Origin of the sequence: Pseudomonas sp. Pse35 (assembly GCF_024519715.1) — a bacterium.
Taxonomy (GTDB): domain Bacteria; phylum Pseudomonadota; class Gammaproteobacteria; order Pseudomonadales; family Pseudomonadaceae; genus Aquipseudomonas; species Aquipseudomonas paracarnis.
This window is the reverse complement of sequence record NZ_JALJRP010000003.1, coordinates 111,188-130,770: the sequence shown is the minus strand read 5'-3', so window position 1 is coordinate 130,770 and position 19,583 is coordinate 111,188. Positions and strand designations below refer to the sequence as shown.

Annotated in this window: 15 protein-coding genes; 8 read left to right on the top strand and 7 right to left on the bottom strand. The window is 60.3% G+C overall.

The features are described 5' to 3' along the window. Positions 1 to 150: 150 nt before the first annotated feature. Together glyA and OC445_RS02855 are read right to left on the bottom strand one after the other, a co-directional pair. Positions 151 to 1,404: a serine hydroxymethyltransferase gene (gene glyA, locus OC445_RS02860; RefSeq protein ID WP_003194304.1), complete on the bottom strand. Its 1,254-nt coding sequence runs from the start codon at positions 1,402 to 1,404 to the stop codon at positions 151 to 153. Between the two features lie 240 nt (positions 1,405 to 1,644). Further along, positions 1,645 to 5,496 carry a bifunctional diguanylate cyclase/phosphodiesterase gene (locus OC445_RS02855; protein ID WP_220382898.1) on the bottom strand — a complete coding sequence of 1,284 codons (3,852 nt, stop codon included), beginning with the start codon at positions 5,494 to 5,496 and terminating at the stop codon, positions 1,645 to 1,647. Positions 5,497 to 5,781: 285 nt separating this feature from the next. On the opposite strand from OC445_RS02855, the gene ettA reads away from it, so the two are divergent. Next, entirely contained in the window at positions 5,782 to 7,446 is a 1,665-nt protein-coding gene (gene ettA, locus OC445_RS02850; RefSeq protein WP_014720011.1) for an energy-dependent translational throttle protein EttA, read from the top strand. 66 nt (positions 7,447 to 7,512) lie between these two features. Here the strand turns inward: ettA and OC445_RS02845 are convergent, their stop codons facing one another. Continuing rightward, positions 7,513 to 8,442 (bottom strand): LysR family transcriptional regulator, encoded by a 930-nt coding sequence (locus OC445_RS02845; protein WP_198790900.1) that lies wholly within the window; start codon positions 8,440 to 8,442, stop codon positions 7,513 to 7,515. A 95-nt stretch (positions 8,443 to 8,537) separates the two neighbouring features. Between OC445_RS02845 and OC445_RS02840 the strand changes: the two genes are divergently transcribed. From OC445_RS02840 to gdhA, 7 genes are all read left to right on the top strand, one after another. Next, positions 8,538 to 9,731, top strand: coding sequence for an MFS transporter (locus OC445_RS02840; protein WP_127881435.1), 1,194 nt, complete (start codon positions 8,538 to 8,540; stop codon positions 9,729 to 9,731). 34 nt (positions 9,732 to 9,765) lie between these two features. Continuing rightward, positions 9,766 to 10,590 (top strand): hypothetical protein, encoded by an 825-nt coding sequence (locus OC445_RS02835; protein WP_198790901.1) that lies wholly within the window; start codon positions 9,766 to 9,768, stop codon positions 10,588 to 10,590. Positions 10,591 to 10,623: 33 nt separating this feature from the next. Then, positions 10,624 to 11,841: an MFS transporter gene (locus OC445_RS02830; protein WP_198790902.1), complete on the top strand. Its 1,218-nt coding sequence runs from the start codon at positions 10,624 to 10,626 to the stop codon at positions 11,839 to 11,841. Positions 11,842 to 11,880: 39 nt separating this feature from the next. Further along, on the top strand, positions 11,881 to 13,110 hold the full coding sequence (locus tag OC445_RS02825) for a pyridoxal phosphate-dependent aminotransferase (protein WP_198790903.1): 1,230 nt from the start codon (positions 11,881 to 11,883) through the stop codon (positions 13,108 to 13,110). 24 nt (positions 13,111 to 13,134) lie between these two features. Then, positions 13,135 to 13,980 carry a hypothetical protein gene (locus OC445_RS02820; protein ID WP_262019932.1) on the top strand — a complete coding sequence of 282 codons (846 nt, stop codon included), beginning with the start codon at positions 13,135 to 13,137 and terminating at the stop codon, positions 13,978 to 13,980. 48 nt (positions 13,981 to 14,028) lie between these two features. Further along, positions 14,029 to 14,919, top strand: a complete 891-nt coding sequence (aepX, locus tag OC445_RS02815; protein WP_072448313.1) for a phosphoenolpyruvate mutase — start codon at positions 14,029 to 14,031, stop codon at positions 14,917 to 14,919. A gap of 350 nt (positions 14,920 to 15,269) precedes the next feature. Continuing rightward, the gene (gene gdhA / locus OC445_RS02810) at positions 15,270 to 16,607 is read left to right on the top strand and encodes an NADP-specific glutamate dehydrogenase (RefSeq protein ID WP_198790905.1); all 1,338 of its coding nucleotides are present in this window, start codon (positions 15,270 to 15,272) and stop codon (positions 16,605 to 16,607) included. On the opposite strand, the gene OC445_RS02805 is transcribed toward gdhA, so the two are convergent. The 4 genes from OC445_RS02805 to OC445_RS02790 form a co-directional block, all read right to left on the bottom strand. Further along, positions 16,604 to 17,101, bottom strand: coding sequence for a GreA/GreB family elongation factor (locus OC445_RS02805; RefSeq protein ID WP_060764087.1), 498 nt, complete (start codon positions 17,099 to 17,101; stop codon positions 16,604 to 16,606). The two genes, gdhA and OC445_RS02805, sit on opposite strands and share 4 nt — an antisense overlap. A gap of 172 nt (positions 17,102 to 17,273) precedes the next feature. Then, a complete protein-coding gene (locus tag OC445_RS02800; RefSeq protein WP_019818009.1) occupies positions 17,274 to 17,630 on the bottom strand; it encodes a hypothetical protein in 357 nt (118 codons plus the stop codon). A gap of 198 nt (positions 17,631 to 17,828) precedes the next feature. Continuing rightward, on the bottom strand, positions 17,829 to 18,914 hold the full coding sequence (locus tag OC445_RS02795) for a type I restriction endonuclease (protein WP_019818008.1): 1,086 nt from the start codon (positions 18,912 to 18,914) through the stop codon (positions 17,829 to 17,831). Positions 18,915 to 19,125: 211 nt separating this feature from the next. Beyond that, positions 19,126 to 19,425, bottom strand: coding sequence for a chorismate mutase (locus OC445_RS02790; RefSeq protein ID WP_198790906.1), 300 nt, complete (start codon positions 19,423 to 19,425; stop codon positions 19,126 to 19,128). Between the last annotated feature and the right edge of the window lie 158 nt (positions 19,426 to 19,583).

Genomic DNA, 19,583 nt, shown 5'->3' with positions numbered 1-19,583 from the left:
CCTGCGATAGCGGCGGGTCAATCACTGATGGGCTGACTGCAAAACCGCCATCGCAGGCAAGCCAGCTCCCACACTTGACCCTGTTTCAAATTGAAATCGGCATAAAAAAGCCCGGCTCATGAGCCGGGCTTCTTATTCACGCAACTGCCATCAAGCGCCGTATACCGGCAGCTTCTTGCAGATGGCCTTGACCTTCTCACGTACCGCGTCGATCACGGCTTCGTTGTTCAGGTCGGCCAGGATGTCGCAGATCCAGCCCGCCAGTTCCTTGCACTCGGCTTCCTTGAAGCCACGGGTGGTCACTGCCGGGGTGCCGAAGCGCAGGCCGGAGGTGACGAACGGCGAACGTGGGTCGTTCGGCACGGAGTTCTTGTTCACGGTGATGAAAGCTTTGCCCAGGGCAGCGTCAGCATCTTTACCGGAAATGTCCTGCTTGATCAGCGACAGCAGGAACAGGTGGTTTTCAGTACCGCCGGACACCACGTCAAAACCGCGCTCGATGAACACGCTGGCCATGGTCTTGGCGTTCTTGACCACTTGTTGCTGGTAGGTCTTGAACTCAGGCTGCAGTGCTTCCTTGAAGCAGATCGCCTTGGCCGCGATCACGTGCTCCAGCGGGCCGCCTTGGGCGCCCGGGAAAACGGCGGAGTTGAGCTTCTTCTCGATCTCGGCGTTGGCGCGTGCCAGGATCAGGCCGCCACGTGGACCGCGCAGGGTCTTGTGGGTCGTGGTGGTGACCACGTCGGCGTAAGGCACTGGGTTGGGGTAAACGCCCGCAGCCACCAGACCGGCCACGTGGGCCATGTCGACGAACAGGTAGGCACCGACCTTGTCGGCGATTTCACGGAAGCGTGGGAAGTCCAGGATCTGCGAGTAGGCAGAGAAACCGGCCACGATCATTTTTGGCTTGTGCTCGACCGCCAGGCGCTCGACTTCGTCGTAGTCGATCAGGCCGTTGGCATCGATACCGTACTGAACGGCGTTGTACAGCTTGCCGGAGGACGAAACCGTGGCGCCGTGGGTCAGGTGACCGCCGTGGGCCAGGCTCATGCCCAGGATGGTGTCGCCGCCTTGCAGCAGGGCCAGGTACACGGCGCTGTTGGCTTGGGAACCGGCGTGTGGCTGGACGTTGGCGTAATCGGCGCCGAACAGCTCTTTTGCACGGTCGATGGCCAACTGCTCAACCACGTCGACGTACTCGCAACCACCGTAGTAGCGCTTGCCTGGGTAGCCTTCGGCGTACTTGTTGGTCAGAACCGAACCTTGAGCCTCCATCACCGCAGGGCTGGTGTAGTTTTCCGAAGCGATCAGCTCAATGTGCTCTTCCTGGCGCACGGCTTCTTGCTCCATGGCGGCGAAGAGATCGGCGTCGTACTTGGCAATAGTCAAATCACGGCTGAACATGGCGGTCCTCAAGGATCGGGGGCAGAAAAGGAGGGCATTCTAACCCAATGGGTTTTAGATGGCATATGAAAGGACATCATGTCGCGGACAAGTGGGGTTCATCTGGGGATGATCGTTCCCACGCTGCGTGGGAATGCATCCCGTGACGCTCTGCGTCACATTTAAAAGCGGACGCAGAGCGTCCAGAATTGCGTTCCCACGCGGAGCGTGGGAACGATCAGGGAAGCCCCGGCACAGCTTTTAGTCAAACATGAACAGCGCATCATTACTGAACTGCACCTCAAACCGATTCGCCGGCATCGGCCGCCCGAACAGGTAACCCTGCACCTCATCACAGCCATGCTCACGCAGGAAGTCCAACTGCTCATGGGTTTCCACGCCTTCGGCGATCACTGCCAGGTTCAGGCTGTGGGCCATGGCAATAATCGCCCGGGCGATCTGCGCGTCCTGCTCACCGGAGGGCAGGCCATCGACGAAGGTGCGGTCGATCTTCAGCACATCGATGGGGAATTGCTTGAGGTAGTTGAGCGACGAATAGCCGGTGCCAAAGTCATCCACCGCGATGCTCAGGCCCAGGTTTTTCAGGCTGGCGAGGATCTGCAGGGCTTCGTTGACTTCACGCATCAGGATACTTTCGGTCAGTTCCAGCTCCAGGCACGCCGGCGGCAGGCCGGTGTCCTTGAGGATGGTGGCGATGCGCGTGCCCAACTGGCCGTCGGAGAACTGCCGCGCCGAGATGTTCACTGATACTTTCGGCACGCGCACTTTGTTCTGGTGCCAGGTCTTGAGCTGGCGGCAGGCTTCGCCGATCACCCAGTCGCCCACATCCACCACCAGCCCGAGCTCTTCCAGTACCGGGATAAAGTCCCCGGGCGGTACCAGTCCACGGCGCGGGTGGCGCCAGCGCAGCAGGGCTTCGGCGCCGGTCAGGCGTTTGCCGTCGCCGCTGAATTGCGGCTGGTAATAGAGCACGAATTCGTTCTGGTCCAGGGCGTGGCGCAGGTCGCTTTCCAGTTCCAGGCGCTCCAGGGCGCTGGCGTTCATGTCGGCCTGGTAGAACTGGAAGTTGTTTTTGCCGCGCTCTTTAGCGTGATACATCGCCGTGTCGGCGTTTTTCATCAATTGGCTCAGCTCGTTGCCGTCTTGCGGGCTGAGGGCGATGCCGATACTGGCGGTCACGAAGAACTCGCGGCCTTCCAGCACAAAGGGTTTGACCAGGCTGGCGAGGATCTGCTCGGCCACATGAATGGCGCGGTTCAGCGCCATATCGCGGCTGACCCGTGGTTGGAGGAGCAAGGTGAATTCGTCGCCGCCCATGCGCGCCACGGTGTCGTCCTCGGCCACACAACCGAGCAGGCGCGTGGCCATTTCCTTGAGCATCCGGTCGCCGGCCGCGTGGCCGAGGGAGTCGTTGATCGGCTTGAAGCGGTCAAGGTCGAGGAACATTAGCACCACCCACGACTTCTGCCGTTCGGCGGACTGCAACGCGGTGTGCAGGCGGTCCTGGAACAGGGTGCGGTTGGGCAGGTGGGTCAGGGCGTCGTAGTAGGCCAGGCGGTGGATGCGCTGCTCACTGGCCTTGCGCTCGCTGATATCGCTGAAGAAACACACGTAGCTGGCCAGGTCGCCTTCGTCGTCGAACACCGCGGTAATGCCGACCCAGGCCGGGTAATGCTCGCCATTGAGACGCTTGAGCCACACCTCGCCTTCCCAGGTGCTGTGCTGGTGCAATTGCTTGAGCACATAACGCAGATGGGCTTCCTGCTGCTCATCGACGGTGAGCATATTGGGCAACTGGTCGAGCACATCGCTCACCGCATAGCCGCTAACCCGGCTGAACGCCTCGTTGGCCTGCACGATATAACCGGCTGGGTCGGTGATCAGGATCGCCGAAGTGGAATGTTCGAACACCGTGGCTGCCATGCGCAGGTCTTTTTCGGCGCGTCGTTGCTGGCTGATATCGCGGCCTACGCCGAGGATGCCTTCAAACGCGCCATGTTCATCCCACACCAGCACCAGGCGCAGTTCGATCGGCACTTTGCGCCCGTCGGCGCGCAGGCAGTCGAACAGAAACAGTTGGGTCTGGACTTCATCGCGCAACGTGTTCAAGGCGTCGGGGTTGCCGAGGGCGCGGCTGACCTGTTCCATCAGGCTGTAAATGCCGGTCAACTGCTGAGGGTTGGCAACGATCGACTGCCAGCCGTTCTTGAACACCCAGTCCACGTCATAGCCCAGGACGGTGTTGACCGAGGGGCTGATGTAGTTGAGGGCCAGTTGGCTGTCGGTGGAGCAGATCACGTCGCTGATGCTTTCGGCCAGCATCCGGTAGCGCTGTTCACTGTCGCGTAGTGATTCACTGGCCTCGATCTGGTCGGTAATGTCCTTGGCCACGCCGATGATCCGGGTGACCACCGTAGAGGTATCGCGGGCCAGGGCCTGTTCGCGGATATCGAAGCGGCGCCACTGGTTATTGCGGTGGCGAAAGCGCAGTTGGCAGTGCAGTTGGGTCGTGTAGCCGACCTGGCGTTGCTGTTCGCGCGCGTCATGGTAGTGCTCGGCGTCTTCGGGGTGTAGCAGGATTTCCCAGAAGTACTCACCCATTTGCTGCAGTTCGGCTTTGTTGTAGCCCAGGGTGTGACCCAGATGATGGTTGCTGAAAATCATGCGCTGGCTGATCACGTCCTGCACATACAGGTGATCGGGCACGGTGCGCACCACATCCGACCAGAAGCTTTCACGCTCCACCAGCGACAACTCGATCAGCTTGCGGCTGGTGATGTCGCTGATGCTGAGAATCACGGCCTTGACGTCGTCCTGCTGCTCCGGCAAACGCATCACCAGCCACAGGTACTGTTCGTTGCCGGCCACGTCGTTGAGCTGGATTTCCAGCTCCAGCTGTTTTTGCCGGGTCAGTACCGCTTCCAGCACTTGATAGCCGATGGACGTGGCATTGCTCGGGCAATCATCGATCAGGCGCTCCCACGCCTCCTCGCAAGACGCGACGTTGAGCAGGCGCACGGCCATCTGGTTGACCTCGGTGACGCGCAACTCCTTGAGCAGTTGCTTGCGCTCGGCGGGGTTGGCCTGCAACCAGGCGTGCAACTGCTCACGGCTTTGCACCTGGGTCTTGTTGCAAAACGCCTTCAGCCCCGACAGGTCCAACACGCACAACGCGACGCCGGTGCCTTCGAAGATGTCCTGGTAGCGTCGCCGGCCTTCGTTCACCTGGCGTTGGCGACGGCGCATGTTGAGCAGCACGATCACCGGGATCAGCGAAAACGCCAGGCCCAGCAGGCACTTGCCGATAAAGGCGGGCAGTAGTTGTTCCAACACCGCGCTGCGGTCAAACATGCCGCGCAGTTGCCAATCGCTTTTGCTCAAGGGCGTGACCAGCACGCTGCGGTTCAATTCTTCCGGCGTCAGGGCGCCGGACCACTGCGCCGGCATGCCGCTGTCACGGCTGACCACACGATGGTTCAGGCTGTTCTCGATCGCCCACATCGGGCGTTGACCCTGGACATCCTGGCGCGTGAGGTTGGCCAGATAATTGGGCGCCAGGCGCAAGGCCCAGTACACCTTGGAGCCACCGCTGGGTTGGTGCAGCAACAGATAGATGACCGTGCCGTCATTGTCGTTGCTCAGGTAGTAGGACTGGGCGTGACTGCGCTTGACCAGGTCTTCGAGCAGGGCACTGTCTTGGCTGCCTTCGGCAGTGTCGCTGATCAGTGCGCCGCTGGGGGCGAGCAGGGCGAAGCTGCGCAGGTCCGGCAGCGAGCGCTGCAACGTGCGCATCAGGGCCTGCTGCTGTTCGGGGTTGCGCGGCGGCTCGACAATCGGCAACAGGTTCAGGGCGATCTGCGCGCTCAGGGCCATGCTCTGGCTGATCTGCTCGGCCAGGTCGGCACTGTAGTCGATGGTGTATTGCTGTTGGTTTTTCTGGTTTTGCTGCAATTGGTCCAGCAGTTGCCAGAACAACAAGGCGAGCAACAGCAGGACAAGCGTCGCCAACGCGCCTTTCAAGGTGCCGTGCAGGGGCGCTCCCGGCGCAATATGAGCGGCGCGCAAGGGCGTGGGCGGCGTGACGTTGGACAAACTGTGATCCTGCGGTTTGGCTGGACTGGCGCGCGACGTGCACTATAAGCCGGACGCCCGAAGGGCGGCTAGCATGCCTTGAGTTGTGGCAAAGTGCCAGTCCTGCCTGGCTGGACTGCCCCAGCGCATTCAGGTAGCTTTGCCGGTTACGCGGGGGCGTTCCAGCCCCAGACATTCAGGCTTTTTTTGCTCGCTGGCATTGATGATAGTCAAAGGCCCGCGCGGCGCATGGCCTGGCACGGGCTTCGTCCGCTTAATTCATCAGTCACTGACGCTAGGTTCACCATGGCTCAATACGTCTTCACCATGCATCGGCTGGGAAAAGTTGTTCCGCCGAAGCGGGAAATCCTGAAAAACATTTCGCTGTCCTTCTTCCCAGGCGCCAAGATCGGCGTGCTCGGCCTCAACGGTTCGGGTAAGTCCACCCTGCTGAAAATCATGGCGGGCGTCGACACCGAGTTCGAAGGCGAAGCCCGCCCGATGCCGGACCTGAACATCGGCTACCTGCCGCAAGAGCCGATCCTGGACCCGACCAAGACCGTGCGTGAAGTGGTCGAAGAAGCCGTCAGCGTGATCAAGGACGCCCAGGCCCGCCTCGATGAGGTGTACGCCGCCTACGCCGAACCGGATGCCGACTTCGACAAGCTGGCCGCCGAACAGGCCAAGCTCGAAGCGATCCTGCAGGCGGGCGATGGCCACAACCTGGAGCGCCAACTGGAAGTCGCCGCCGATGCGCTGCGTCTGCCAGCCTGGGACGCCAAGGTTGAACACCTGTCCGGTGGTGAGAAGCGTCGTGTGGCCCTGTGCCGCCTGCTGCTGTCGGCCCCTGACATGCTGCTGCTCGACGAACCGACCAACCACCTGGACGCCGATTCCGTCGCCTGGTTGGAGCACTTCCTCCACGATTTCCCGGGCACCGTGGTTGCGATCACGCACGACCGTTACTTCCTGGACAACGTCGCCGGCTGGATCCTGGAGCTCGACCGCGGCGCCGGTATCCCTTACGAGGGCAACTACTCCGGTTGGCTGGAAGCCAAGTCCGACCGTCTGGCCGCCGAATCCAAGCAGCAATCGGCCCACGAAAAAGCCATGAAGGAAGAGCTGGAGTGGGTGCGCAAAGGCGCCAAGGCCCGCCAGTCCAAATCCAAGGCGCGTCTGCAACGCTTCGAAGAAATGCAGTCGCAGGAATTCCAGAAGCGCAGCGAAACCAACGAGATCTACATCCCGGCCGGTCCGCGCCTGGGTGACAAGGTCATCGAGTTCAAGAACGTGACCAAAGGCTATGGCGACCGCGTGCTGATCGACAACCTGTCGTTCGCCATGCCAAAAGGCGCGATCGTCGGCGTTATCGGCGGTAACGGTGCGGGTAAATCCACACTGTTCCGCATGCTGATGGGCAAGGAAACCCCGGACTCCGGCAGCATCGAGATCGGTGACACCGTGCAGTTGGCCTGTGTGGACCAGAGCCGCGACGACCTCGACGGCAGCAAGACTGTGTTCCAGCAGATCTCCGACGGTTCCGACCAGATCCGCATCGGCAACTATGAAATCCCGTCGCGCACCTACGTCGGCCGTTTCAACTTCAAGGGCGGCGACCAGCAGAAGTTCGTCAAGGACCTGTCCGGTGGTGAGCGCGGTCGCTTGCACCTGGCCCTGACCCTGAAAGAGGGCGGCAACGTCCTGCTGCTCGACGAACCGTCCAACGACCTCGACGTTGAAACCCTGCGTTCTCTGGAAGAAGCCCTGCTGGACTTCCCGGGCGCCGCCATTGTGATCTCTCACGATCGGTGGTTCCTTGACCGCGTCGCGACCCACATCCTGGCGTACGAAGATGACTCCCAAGCGGTGTTCTTCGAAGGTAACTACACCGAGTACGAAGCCGACCGTAAAAAGCGCTTGGGTGAGGCCGCTGCCCAGCCGCACCGCGTACGCCACAAAAAACTGGCCTGATGCTGCAATAGCCGCAACAGCCTGTTGAAAAAATACCCCTCACGCAGGGGTATTTTTTTGCCCGCGTTATGCCGGGAGCGTCGTGGGCGCCAGCGCTGGGCGGCTGCGCAGCAATTCTTCGACCACCCCCATGAACGCCTCGACCAACAATGAGCGTGACGGTGAGCGCGTGAGTATCAGCAGGTGTACCCAGGCTTCGGGGTCTGCCAAGGGGCGGTAGACCACGCCTTTCCTGGCCAGGGTTCGGGTGCACTGGGGCACGAGCGAGACACCTTGGCCTGCCGCCACCAGGGCGATGATCGAGGTGATCTGACGCCCCGCAGGGCCCGGGCGCAGCGCCAGGCCGCGGCGTTGATACAGGTGCTCGATGGAGCCGTTGAGGCCCGAACCGTAGTCGCTGGGGAACAGAATCAACGGGTACTCACTGAGCTGGGCGAGGGTGACTTCGTCCTGGTCCGCCAGCGAGTTGTCGCTGCAAAGCGCCGCCACCAGCGGTTCTTGCCCCAAGGACAAAGCCTCGACGCCGGTTTGCCCGGCCTCCGGCAGCAGGCGGCTCATGCCGACGTCGATGCGCCCGTCTAGCACGTGCGTGTGCAGGCTACCGGAAGCGCTTTCCACCAGGGTCAGTTGCACATCGGGAAAACGCTGGGCGAAGGCTTGCAGGGTTTGGCTGAAGAGTTCCGACAACGCGATCGAGCTGGCATAGCCTACGACCAGTTGGCCGGTCGAGCCGGCAGCCAATTTGGCGGCGATGTCTTGTGCAAGCCTGGCGTGCTCCAGCGCTGCGCGGGCATACGGCAAAAAGTGCTGGCCTTGGGCGGTCAGTGTGACCGTGCGACTGGTGCGGTCGAACAGGCGAAAGCCAAGCTCGGTTTCCAGGGCCGAAATCTGCCGCGTCAGGGGCGGCTGGGCAAGGTGCAGGCGCTGGGCTGCGCGGCCGAAGTGCAGCTCTTCGGCGACCGTCAGGAAGTACCGTAACTTGCGTAGATCAAGCATTCTGTTTCCTGGGTATTGATCGGTCCGAATTCGGTATTGGTGTTCCCTGCGCTGGGTATTCTATAAACATCCTCGACTATAAGACGAGAGGCCACATGAACCCGCGCATGCATCACGCCCGCTTCGCCGTGTTCCTGTGTGGCTGTGCGGCGTTTCTGAATCTCTATGCGACACAGAGCATCCTGCCTGTGTTTGCCGAAAGCTTCCAGGTGAGTGCCCGGCAGGCAGGGTGGAGCATTACGGTGACCACGCTGGCGGTGGCGGTGACCGCGCCGTTTGTCGGGCGCCTGACCGGCCGTTTCGAGCAGCGCACGGTGATTGCCGTGGCCGCATTGCTGCTGGCGCTACCGACGCTGCTGACGGCCTATGTGGACAGTTTTGCCGAGCTGCTGGTGTGGCGTTTTGTCGAAGGGATGTTGATTCCCGTGGTGTTCGCCACCAGCGTGGCTTATATCGGTGATCGCTGGCGTGCGGCCACGGTCACCGAGATCACCAGTTTGTACGTCGCGGGGACGGTGCTCGGTGGGTTTGCCGGGCGCTTTGTCTCGGGTGTCATGACCCAATATGTGGGCTGGCGCGAAGCCTTCGAACTGTTGGCGGTGATCAGCCTGCTGGTCGGCCTGCTGATTGTGTGGCTGTTGCCGGCCAATCCGGTGGCGCGGCCCGGCGTTGCGGCCGTGGGCATGCACGGGGTGCGCCGGCTTCTGCGCAAACCCTTGCTGGCGGCCTATGGCGTCGGTTTCTGCGTGCTGTTCTCCCAAGTCGCAACCTTTACCTATGCCGGGCTGTATCTCAGCCAGGCCCCGTTCAACCTGGGCGCCGCCGCCTTGGGCACTTTGTATGCGGTGTTCCTGCTGGCGCTGGTGGTCATTCCTGTTGCGGGGCGCTTGAGCAAATCGCGACCACAATCGCAGTTACTGACCGGCGCTGTTGCGCTCGGCATCTGTGGCTCGGCGCTGACATTGTTGCCGTCCCTGTGGCTGATCGTGTTGGGGCTGGCCCTGAGTTCGACCGGCGTATTCCTGGCACAGGCATCCGCCAATGCGTATATCGCCACCACGGCAGGCCCGGACAAGTCCGGCGCCGTGGGGCTGTACCTGACCGGCTATTACCTGGGCGGCAGCGCCGGCGCCGTGGTCCCGGCCATGCTTTGGAATCAATGGGGCTGGCCGGGCTGCGTCGCGTTGGTCGCAGGTTTTCAGCTGTTGTCGCTGGCGATTGCCCTGCTGGGCTGGAAACCGGTAAAGCCCCAGGCCCTGATCGCCGGACAGCGCGGCAAACCAGCCTGATTTTTCATCCAATAAAGGACTATGAGAGGTGAACATGACTAACACCGTGATCAAGCGCAGCCAGTTGTTGAAGCTCATCGAACCGGTATTGAACGACATGCCGGCCGGCGCCTTGCGCCACGCTCTGTTCGAAGCCTTCTGGGCTCAGGAAGACGGGCTGGTGGATATCGAAGACGCTTTTGCGCGACTCACCTCGCGTCGGCATTCGCCGGCGGTACTGCGCAAGTTCTTCGCCAGTTGGTCCAAGACCAATAATTCGGCGGCCAGTGTGTCCGGCCTGGCCAACCGCATAACATTGCTGGCGCGCTCCGATGAAGGCTCCGCCGCCGCCGCGCAGTTGTACCGCGCCTGCGGCAGCCTGCAACGCATCACCGATGAAGATCTGGGCGCGTTGGGTAATACCTTGCACGCGGACCTGTTCTACACCATGGCCACCGCGCTGTGCGGTGATGACCAGTGGATATTGAAGGACAATTGCCTGCCCTCGGCACAGGCGTTCAAAGACTGGACCGACACCCGCCGCCTGCGTGATCGCGACCTGTTGCAGGGGTTACTGACCACGTTGATCCACGAGGTGTACACCCACGGCGAAGTGGAATTCATCCACCCGCTGTACTCGCAGTGGTTCGTGCGGGACATGGGCGTGCCGCCGGAGAAATCCCGGGCGACGGTGGCCTGGGTCACGGTGCACACCGGCGGTACCGAGAGCAACCATTTCGCCCATGCGGTGGCGGCGGTGAATGAGTTCACCACTGCCATGCAGATTGAAGTGGACCCCGCCACGGCGCGCGACATTTTTGCTCAATACCTGCAGCGTAAAGCCAGTGTGATGAGCGACTGTGCGCAGTTGCTGGGTTAACCCGGCCTTTTTGCCTGAGAGCCTCTGACCCAGATGAACACCCTGAAGCAGACCGCAACGCCATCGTTGTCGTCGCCTGACCCGGTCAGCGTGCGTCGCCGCGCTCTGGTGGCAGGCTGCGGCGCGCATGCCGTGCACGATGGGCTGACCGATGTGATTTATGTGCTGTTGCCGATCTGGCAAGCGCAGTTCGGCCTCAGCTACGCCCAGATCGGCCTGTTGCGTGGTGCTTACGCGGGCATGATGGCCGGTTTTCAGTTACTGGCCAGCCGTGCTGCCGCACGCTGGGGGCGTGAACGCTTGCTGGTAGGTGGCACTGCGTTGGCGGGACTGGCCTACCTGCTGGCCGGCCAGGCTGGCGGGCTGGGCGTGTTGCTGTTGGCGCTGCTGCTGGGCGGGCTCGGCGCGAGTACGCAGCACCCGCTGGCCTCGTCGTTGATCACCGATACGCACGAGGCCGGAGGGGGCGTCAAACAAGCGCTGTCGCAGTACAACTTCAGCGGCGATATCGGCAAGACCCTGATCCCGGGGTTGATCGGGCTGTTGCTGGCGGTCATCAGTTGGCGCGCCAGTGTCACCCTGCTGGGTGTACTCGGGCTGCTGGCGGCAGGCCTGTTGTGGTGGCTGATCCCGGCACGCGCCGAGGCTTCGGCGGCGCCGGTGAAAGCCGCCCGTACGAGCGCCGGCGCCGGCTCTGCGAGCGGCCTGCGTGCGCTGATCGTGACCGGCACGCTGGACAGCGCCGTGCGCATGGGTTTCCTCACGTTCCTGCCGTTTTTGCTCAAGGCCAAGGGCGCCGGGCCTGCGGGCATCGGCCTGGCGCTGACCATGCTGTTCGTCGGCGGCGCCTTCGGCAAATTGCTGTGCGGTTACCTCGGTGCGCGCATCGGCATGATGAAAACGGTGTGGGCCACGGAGTTCACCACGGCCGTGCTGATCGTCATGGCGGTGTACTTGCCCTACGCCGGCTTGATGGTGATGTTGCCGCTGCTGGGGCTGGCGCTGAACGGCACGTCGTCGGTGCTGTACGGCGCAGTCCCGGACTTGGCAGGGCCGGGCAGGCGCGACCAGGCGTTCGCCGTGTTCTACACCGGCACCATCGGTGGCGGCGCCTTGGCGCCGGTGCTGTTCGGCAGCCTTGGGGATGCCACCGGTGTGCCCATGGCCGTCCTGTTGCTGGCCGCCACCCTGTTGCTGACCTTGCCGCTGTCCTGGCGGGTTCAGCAAGGGCTGGAGGTCCAAGCCCGGTAAGGCGAACGAATTTTTCAGCGTGTTCTGGCAGGTATAACAATGAATAACAGTGAACCCTCTGCCGTGTCATTGCCGTTGTCCCAGCGTGCGCAACGTCTCAGCGCACCCGGCACATCCAGCATGCGCAGTAAAGCCAATGCCTTGAAAGAAGCCGGCGTCAACTTGGTCAACTTTGCCGCGGGCGAATTGTCCTTCGATGCCTGCCCGGTGATGAAAGCCGCCGCGACCGATGCGCTCGCCACCGCCCGCAACCGCTATACGCCGCCCATCGGCCTGCCCCAGCTTCGCCACGCGCTGGCGCAGCAGGTCACTCAGCGCTGCGGGGTGAATTACGCCGCCGATGAAATAGCGGTGACCGCGGGTGCCAAGCAGGCGCTGTACAACGCTGCAATGGTGCTGCTCAATCCGGGGGATGAAGTCATCGTCGCGGTGCCGTACTGGGAAACCTTCCCCACCCAGATCCAACTGGCCGGTGGCGTTCCCGTCTATGTCGACACGGCTGCGGATGACTATCGCCTCACCTGCGCAGCGGTCCAGAAGGCCCTGACCCCGCGTACCCGGATGATTGTGATCAACACCCCGAACAATCCGACAGGCACGGTTTATCAGCGCGAAGAACTGTTGGGTATTGCCCGGCTCGCCTTCGCACACAGGCTTTGGGTAGTGTTCGACGAGTGTTACCGCAAACTGGTGCGCGCGCCCCATGAACATCACAACATCGTGTCGCTGTTTGCGCCGCTCAAACATCAGACGGTACTGGTCGATTCGTTTTCCAAGAGCCACGCGGTCACCGGCTGGCGGGTAGGGTATGCGTGCGCGCCGGCCCCAGTCATCGCCGCCATGCACAACCTGCAAGGGCATACGACGTCCAACCCCAGCAGCCTGTCCCAATATGCTGCGCTCGGCAGCCTGATGGCGGACGCGCCGCACTTTACCCGCCAGGTCAATGCCTTCCTCGACCAGCAATTGCTCGCGGCCTGCACTTGCCTGGGGCATGTCGACGGCATTCGGTGCGCCCCGCCGGAAGGGGCGTTCTATCTGTTTATCGATGTGTCCCGCAAGTTGGGGGGTCGCTACCTGGGCACCGTTATTCGTGACGTCGACCACTTGGCCGATCTGTTATTGACCGAGGCCCATATTGCGGTAGTGCCAGGCTCTGGCTGTGGTGACGGCAACAGCATCCGTATCTCCTACGCCGTTGAGCGTGAAGCGCTGATTGAGGGCCTCACACGCTTCGCTCGTTTCATGTCAGAAATCGTTGCGCATTAACCCCACCTTAAAAGGATATGAGCCGTGGAAAATCTGAGCCGCCAATTTATCGGGTACGTGAACCAGGCGCTGGTGGATGTCGAGGACGGACATCTGGCCCAGGCCCTGCTCAGCGGTTTCAACAGTCAAACCGACGCGCTGGACACGTACTGCGAGACCTATGTCGACATGACCTCCAGTAATTGGAGCGAGTCGTCACTGTGTACGTTCTTCTGTGGCTGGCGTAGCCCGGACGGCGCCGCCCATGCCGTATCGAGCATCATCGTGCGCATCCTCCAGGAGTCGGCATCGTTGACGGATGACGCCCGGTTGAAAATGCTCGAGGCGGCGGCCCATTGTGGGGAGATCATTGTCGAGGACATCGGGCTGGGTGAAATGCATGGGCATCCGCACCATTCCAAGCTGTATTACCGCATGGCTTCGGCCATCTGCGGCTCCGATGAATGGCGCCTGCAAGACAAATTCCTCAACCCGATTACCAAGGAGTTCTCCGGTTGGGTGGGGGAAAAGCGCCCGCTGGCGCCGCTGCTCATCGAAGCGCTGGAAATGATGGCCATGACGGAGTTGTTCAATACTGGCGAATACAACCTGATGACCCCGCTATGGAAACAGTGGTTGGGCGATGTACGGGGCTATAGCGCCGGTGAGGCCAGCCGCGTCGCGAGTTTTCTCAGTGTGCATTGCGGCAGCGTGGAAGCACGCCACTTCAAGCATGCCGCTGAGGCGTTGCGGCTGTATGCCAGCGCCACCGGGCAGGCCGTGGATTACGCGCGTATCGCACGGCTCTCCAAGGAGTACGTGGCCAGGGCCTGCGAACATCTGCAAAAGATGGCGTCGGTGCTCAAGTGCGAACAGCCCGCCTGGGATTGAGGCTGTTCGATAACCCTTGTTGTGCCGCTGATAAGGAGCCTGAACCCTATGATGGATACCGAAGCGCGCCGACGCCCTCTGTCGGCGCTATTGGATAGCAACCGTTGCCTGCGTGTACTCGAAGCCCATAGCCCGATATCGGCGTTGCTCGCGCAACGCGCCAGGCTGGAGATCAGCCCCGGGCATACGGTGGGGTACGACGCCATCTGGTCGAGTTCGCTGACCGACTCGACCCAGCGCGGGTTACCCGACATCGAAATTCTTTCGCCCAGTAACCGATTGCCGGGGATTCGCGAAATATTCGACGTGTGCTCGCTGCCGCTGATCTTCGATGCCGATACCGGCGGCAAGGCCGAACATTTCGCGATTCATATCAAGATGCTGGAGCGTGCGGGCGTCTCGGCGGTGGTGATCGAAGACAAATGCGGCCTGAAGAAGAACTCACTCTTGGGCATCGAGGTCGACCAGGCGCAGGAGTCCATCGAGGCCTTTTGCGCCAAGCTCCAGGCCGGGTGCACGAGTCGCACCGGCTCAGGGCTGATGATGATTGCCCGGTGTGAAAGCTTGATTCTGAATCGCGGCATGGAAGAGGCGATGGCGCGATGCCTGGCGTATGTCGAGGCGGGGGCGGATGGCATCATGATCCACAGCCGCAAGCAGGATGGCCTGGAAATCCTGGAATTCGCCCGGCAGTTTCGCCTGCAGCGGCCCAGGGTACCGCTGATTTGCGTGCCGACCAGCTATGTTCACCTGAAGTTCGAGGTGCTGGAGCGAGCAGGTTTCAACGCGGTGATTTATGCCAATCACATGTTGCGCAGTGCCTACCTGGCCATGCGCGATACCGCCGTCGGAATCCTCGCCAATGGCAGGACGCTGGAACTGGAGCCACGTTGCCTGGGCATTGACGAGATACTCGACCTGGTGCCGGGCACGCGTTAGAGACATGCGCGGGTCTGTGGGCAAATGCTGTGGGAGCGGGCTTGCTCGCGAAAGCGTTGGGTCAGTCGCTGCATCTGTCACTGCACCGCCGCCATCGCAGGCAAGCCAGCTCCCACATGACCGGTGTACTCGATCAAATGTGGGAGCTGGCTTGCCTGCGATGGCGGCCTACCTGTTGGTGCGAAATTCAGAGTGAAATCCCCATTTAAGGGCAGAAAACGTGGGTTATTTATACTTATTGCGCCATTTAATTTCACAAAAGCGACATTTTGCCCTGTCACGGTGCGAAACGAATTGATAAAGTCCGGCTCATTCTCTGTTTAACAACAATCAATTTGCCGAGACTTTTCATGACCGAATCCGTCGATTCCTTCCTTGCCCGCCTCAAGAAACGCGACCCGGACCAACCGGAATTCCACCAGGCTGTAGAAGAAGTTTTGCGCAGCCTGTGGTCCTTTCTTGAAGCCAACCCGCACTATCTGAACTCGGGCATTCTGGAACGCATTTGCGAGCCGGAACGCGCGATCACGTTCCGGGTGTCGTGGGTGGATGACCATGGCAAGGTCCAGGTCAATCGCGGTTTCCGTATCCAGATGAACAGCGCCATTGGGCCCTACAAAGGTGGCTTGCGCTTCCACCCTTCGGTCAACCTGGGTGTGCTGAAATTCCTCGCCTTCGAACAGACTTTCAAGAACTCCCTGACCTCGCTGCCCATGGGCGGCGGCAAAGGCGGCTCGGACTTCGACCCCAAGGGCAAGAGCGACGCCGAAGTGATGCGCTTCTGCCAGGCATTCATGAGCGAGCTGTACCGCCATATCGGTGCGGACGTGGACGTACCGGCCGGTGATATCGGTGTGGGCGCACGGGAAATCGGCTTCCTGTTCGGCCAGTACAAACGCCTGAGTAACCAATTCACCTCAGTGCTGACCGGCAAGGGCATGACCTACGGCGGCAGCTTGATCCGTCCGGAAGCCACCGGTTTCGGCTGTGTGTATTTCGCCGAGGAAATGCTCAAACGCCAAGGTCAGCGGGTTGAAGGCAAGCGTGTGGCCGTGTCCGGCTCCGGTAACGTGGCGCAATACGCGGCGCGCAAGGTCATGGACCTGGGCGGCATGGTGATTTCCCTGTCGGACTCCGAAGGCACCCTGTACGCCGAAAGCGGCTTGACCGAAGAACAATGGTCGGCCCTGCTGGAGCTGAAAAACGTACAGCGCGGGCGTATCAGTGAACTGGCCACACGTTTCGGCCTGGAGTTCCGCAAAGGCCAGGCGCCTTGGGAACTAGCCTGCGATATCGCGCTGCCGTGCGCCACCCAGAACGAACTCGACGCCGACGCTGCGCGCACCTTGCTGCGCAACGGCTGCCTCTGCGTGGCCGAAGGCGCGAACATGCCGACCACGTTGGAGGCTGTGGATATCTTCATCGACGCGGGCATCCTGTTTGCGCCGGGCAAGGCGTCCAACGCGGGGGGCGTGGCGGTGAGCGGCCTGGAAATGTCGCAAAACGCCATGCGCCTGCTGTGGACCGCCGGGGAAGTGGACAGCAAGCTGCACAACATCATGCAGTCGATCCACCATGCCTGCGTGCATTACGGTGAAGAAAACGGCCGCATCAACTACGTCAAGGGCGCGAACATCGCGGGCTTCGTGAAAGTGGCTGACGCGATGCTGGCCCAGGGTATCGTCTAGGCCTCGGGTTCGATGCGCAGCACTTCGATCAACTGATCGCCGACGGGGCGCTGCCACAGCACCTCGTCGCCCACCTGGGCGCCCAACAAAGCACGGCCCAGGGGCGAGCCCCAGTTGATCAAGCCTGCGTTGGCATCGGCCTGGTCTTCACCGACCAACTGGATGCGCTGCTGTTCGTCCTGCTCGTTGGCGAACGTGACCCAACTGCCGATCTGCACCTTGTCGGTGGACGTGGCCGGCGCGACTACCTGGGCGCTCTGCACCCGCTGGTTGAAGTAACGCAGGTCCCGCTCAAGGTCAGCCTGACGCTGTTTATCAGCCTGTTCGCCCTTGGCGGCTTCGTCGCTGTGCTCCCCTTGCAACTGTGCCACCCTGGCCTGCAACTGCGCCAACCCTTGCGCGGTCAGGCGGTTAGGTTGCGCGCTGACCTGACGCTCCACCGGCTGATCAGCCTGGGCCGCCGCGTTATCTTCATTTACAAAAGCTCGGCTCATGGCGTTCTCCTTCCTATGAAGGTTGGGCCACGTTCGCTGCCTGATCGTTCCCACCGGCGCTGATCGTTCTCACGCTCCGCGTGGGAATGCATCCTGTGACGCTCCGCGTCACGACCTCGCGAGCGGACGCGGAGCGTCCAGGGCGGCATTCCCACGCGGAGCGTGGGAACGATCAGCGTGAGCGATAGGCTTTGGCGGCGTCACGATCTTTTTCCTGCTGCCAATCGCGCTCGCGGTCGTCCCTGCGGTTTTCCTCGTAATCGCGCAGTTCCTGGCTCTCGCGCATGGCCTTGCACTGACGAAACCCATCTTCCCAACCTTCGGCGTATGGCCGGTCTTTCAGATAGCGCGGCACATTCTTGCGAAACGCCCCGGTAATCACCCCAGCGGCCTGGCGACCGCTGCTGCAACCGTCATCAAAACCGTCGGCAAAGGCCGGTGGATACCCCTTGGCCAGCAATTCCTGATGGGTTGACTGGCAACCCGACAACCCCACCACCGCGCACAGCATGACCGCATACCGCCACATGGCGTACTCCCTGGCCGTTTTACGGCTGATAAGGGAAGTCTAGAAGGGGATTTGTTGGGGGGGTGTGAAGAAAAGGTGAGAAGGGTGTTTGGTTCACTCGCCGTTCGAAGTCGACGCTGTACCTATGGAGATGGAGCAATCTGTCTTGCCATAGGTACAGGGTCTGGGGTCGCGCTAATACGAGCCTGCTTTCAGGTGTCAGTCGTAATAACCCACTGTCTTTTTCAGTTGATCGGCGTATTCGTAAATCTCATCGATGGACGAAATCGCATGCCGCGTTTCATTTTTTTCCTCGTCGAATATCCCGAGGTATTTCTGGCTGCGATTGAAGTGAAGACGGCAAATCGGCTTACGGTTGTTATCGTCTAGCAGAACTCCAAAATAGCTCTGCGTATCCCTTTGTACGATTCGTTTTGCATCGACCACTGAGCGTACAACGGCCCGGACAATGTGATAACCCTCCAGCTCTTCCAGCGTCGTCAGAATTTTATCTTCTGCTTCATCTCGTTCTTGTGCGTCTGCCTTCGCGCTGTTTGTAACGGGTATTGATGCTAGCGAGGGTTGAATAACGCCGCTCATTGCGGACTTCAGACGATCGTTGATTTGATCATTCAGAAACTGGGCTAAAGCTTTACGGGTCAGTTCGTAAAATTGCTCGCGAACCTTTTGTGTGATTACGCCCTCGTAGACACGGGAGGCGAAAAACTTCACAAAATCATCTTCTGGTTTGCTGACTTGGGTACCGATGAGCTTTTTCAATTGGCTGACGTATTTTAATTCCCCAGCAGCATTGATGATTGAGTCGACATCGAACGCTGATTTGGTGAGCTTGATCAGTTCAGGTACCGAGTATTCATCAATATCTAGTAAATCCAGTTCCAAAAATGGTTTTTCGTCCATTTTATTGGGGGCGTCCAAGTCAGTAAAGAACCTGTAGACCTGACCGTTGGTGAGGATGGAAATTCTTGCGCTTGTGACGTGAAAGTATCGAAAGAGCTGCGAGGCGTGATTAATACTCAGGGACTCGCCAATCTTTTTGCATTCGATGAGTATTTGCACCTCACCGTCCTTCATGATCGCATAATCGATCTTCTCGCCTTTCTTCGTTCCAACATCACAAACAAATTCAGGCATCACTTCCAGTGGATCGAACACGTCGTAGCCCAGCACTGTGTTGATAAAAGGCATTACGAAGGCATTTTTTGTAGCCTCTTCCGTTTGGATGGCCGGGCCTTGCAATCGAACCTTTGCTGCCAGACTGGTGAGCTTTTCAAAAAAATCCATAGTGAGCCTCTTACCTTTTCAGATCCGTGTTTAGGTTGGTGGCAGTTTGATATCCAACCAAGACTAGACGCAAACCTCCATAAAGCTAGGTCATTAGGAATAAGTTTTCACAGGTAAAAAGCTCAAAAAATGGCTGAAATTTTCTACTTGTTTTTCAAAGAGTTAATTAGAGGCTTAGAGCTTCCATGCAGGCAAAGAAATTTGATTGATTTCAGCCTGCTGTTCCGAGCGCGGCATGCTCAGCCAATTCCTGTTGAATAAATGCAGCAATCATCGCGCGATATACCTGCTCAGTGACGTCAGGGTTGGCGCCCACTACCTCGGATAATGCCCGCACCTTTGCGATTACTTGTTCAACCCGTTGTGGGGCCTTCACATCATCGGTGTCTTTTTTGAAGTGTGCAGCTTGGGAAACGAAGTGGCCGCGTTCGGCCAGCAATGTGACGATATGTTGGTCGAGGCGGTCGATGTTTTCGCGCACTTCTTCAAGGGTGGTGCAGGCAACAGTCATGTCGATGGAGCTCCTGATTTTGGGGGGAGAGGGAGATGCGGTAGGGCTGACTATTCGCGGACCAAATGTGGGAGCGGGCTTGCTCGCGAATGCGGTGCGTCAGGCAAATAATCAATGACTGACACTGCGCATTCGCGAGCAAGCCCGCTCCCACATTT

Bases quoted from the DNA above. Each gene is read 5' to 3' on its own strand.
- glyA (WP_003194304.1), bottom strand. From the start codon at position 1,404: ATGTTCAGCCGTGATTTGACTATTGCCAAGTACGACGCCGATCTCTTC.
- ettA (WP_014720011.1), top strand. From the start codon at position 5,782: ATGGCTCAATACGTCTTCACCATGCATCGGCTGGGAAAAGTTGTTCCG.
- OC445_RS02845 (WP_198790900.1), bottom strand. From the start codon at position 8,442: ATGCTTGATCTACGCAAGTTACGGTACTTCCTGACGGTCGCCGAAGAG.
- OC445_RS02840 (WP_127881435.1), top strand. From the start codon at position 8,538: ATGAACCCGCGCATGCATCACGCCCGCTTCGCCGTGTTCCTGTGTGGC.
- OC445_RS02835 (WP_198790901.1), top strand. From the start codon at position 9,766: ATGACTAACACCGTGATCAAGCGCAGCCAGTTGTTGAAGCTCATCGAA.
- OC445_RS02830 (WP_198790902.1), top strand. From the start codon at position 10,624: ATGAACACCCTGAAGCAGACCGCAACGCCATCGTTGTCGTCGCCTGAC.
- OC445_RS02825 (WP_198790903.1), top strand. From the start codon at position 11,881: ATGAATAACAGTGAACCCTCTGCCGTGTCATTGCCGTTGTCCCAGCGT.
- aepX (WP_072448313.1), top strand. From the start codon at position 14,029: ATGATGGATACCGAAGCGCGCCGACGCCCTCTGTCGGCGCTATTGGAT.
- gdhA (WP_198790905.1), top strand. From the start codon at position 15,270: ATGACCGAATCCGTCGATTCCTTCCTTGCCCGCCTCAAGAAACGCGAC.
- OC445_RS02805 (WP_060764087.1), bottom strand. From the start codon at position 17,101: ATGAGCCGAGCTTTTGTAAATGAAGATAACGCGGCGGCCCAGGCTGAT.
- OC445_RS02800 (WP_019818009.1), bottom strand. From the start codon at position 17,630: ATGTGGCGGTATGCGGTCATGCTGTGCGCGGTGGTGGGGTTGTCGGGT.
- OC445_RS02795 (WP_019818008.1), bottom strand. From the start codon at position 18,914: ATGGATTTTTTTGAAAAGCTCACCAGTCTGGCAGCAAAGGTTCGATTG.
- OC445_RS02790 (WP_198790906.1), bottom strand. From the start codon at position 19,425: ATGACTGTTGCCTGCACCACCCTTGAAGAAGTGCGCGAAAACATCGAC.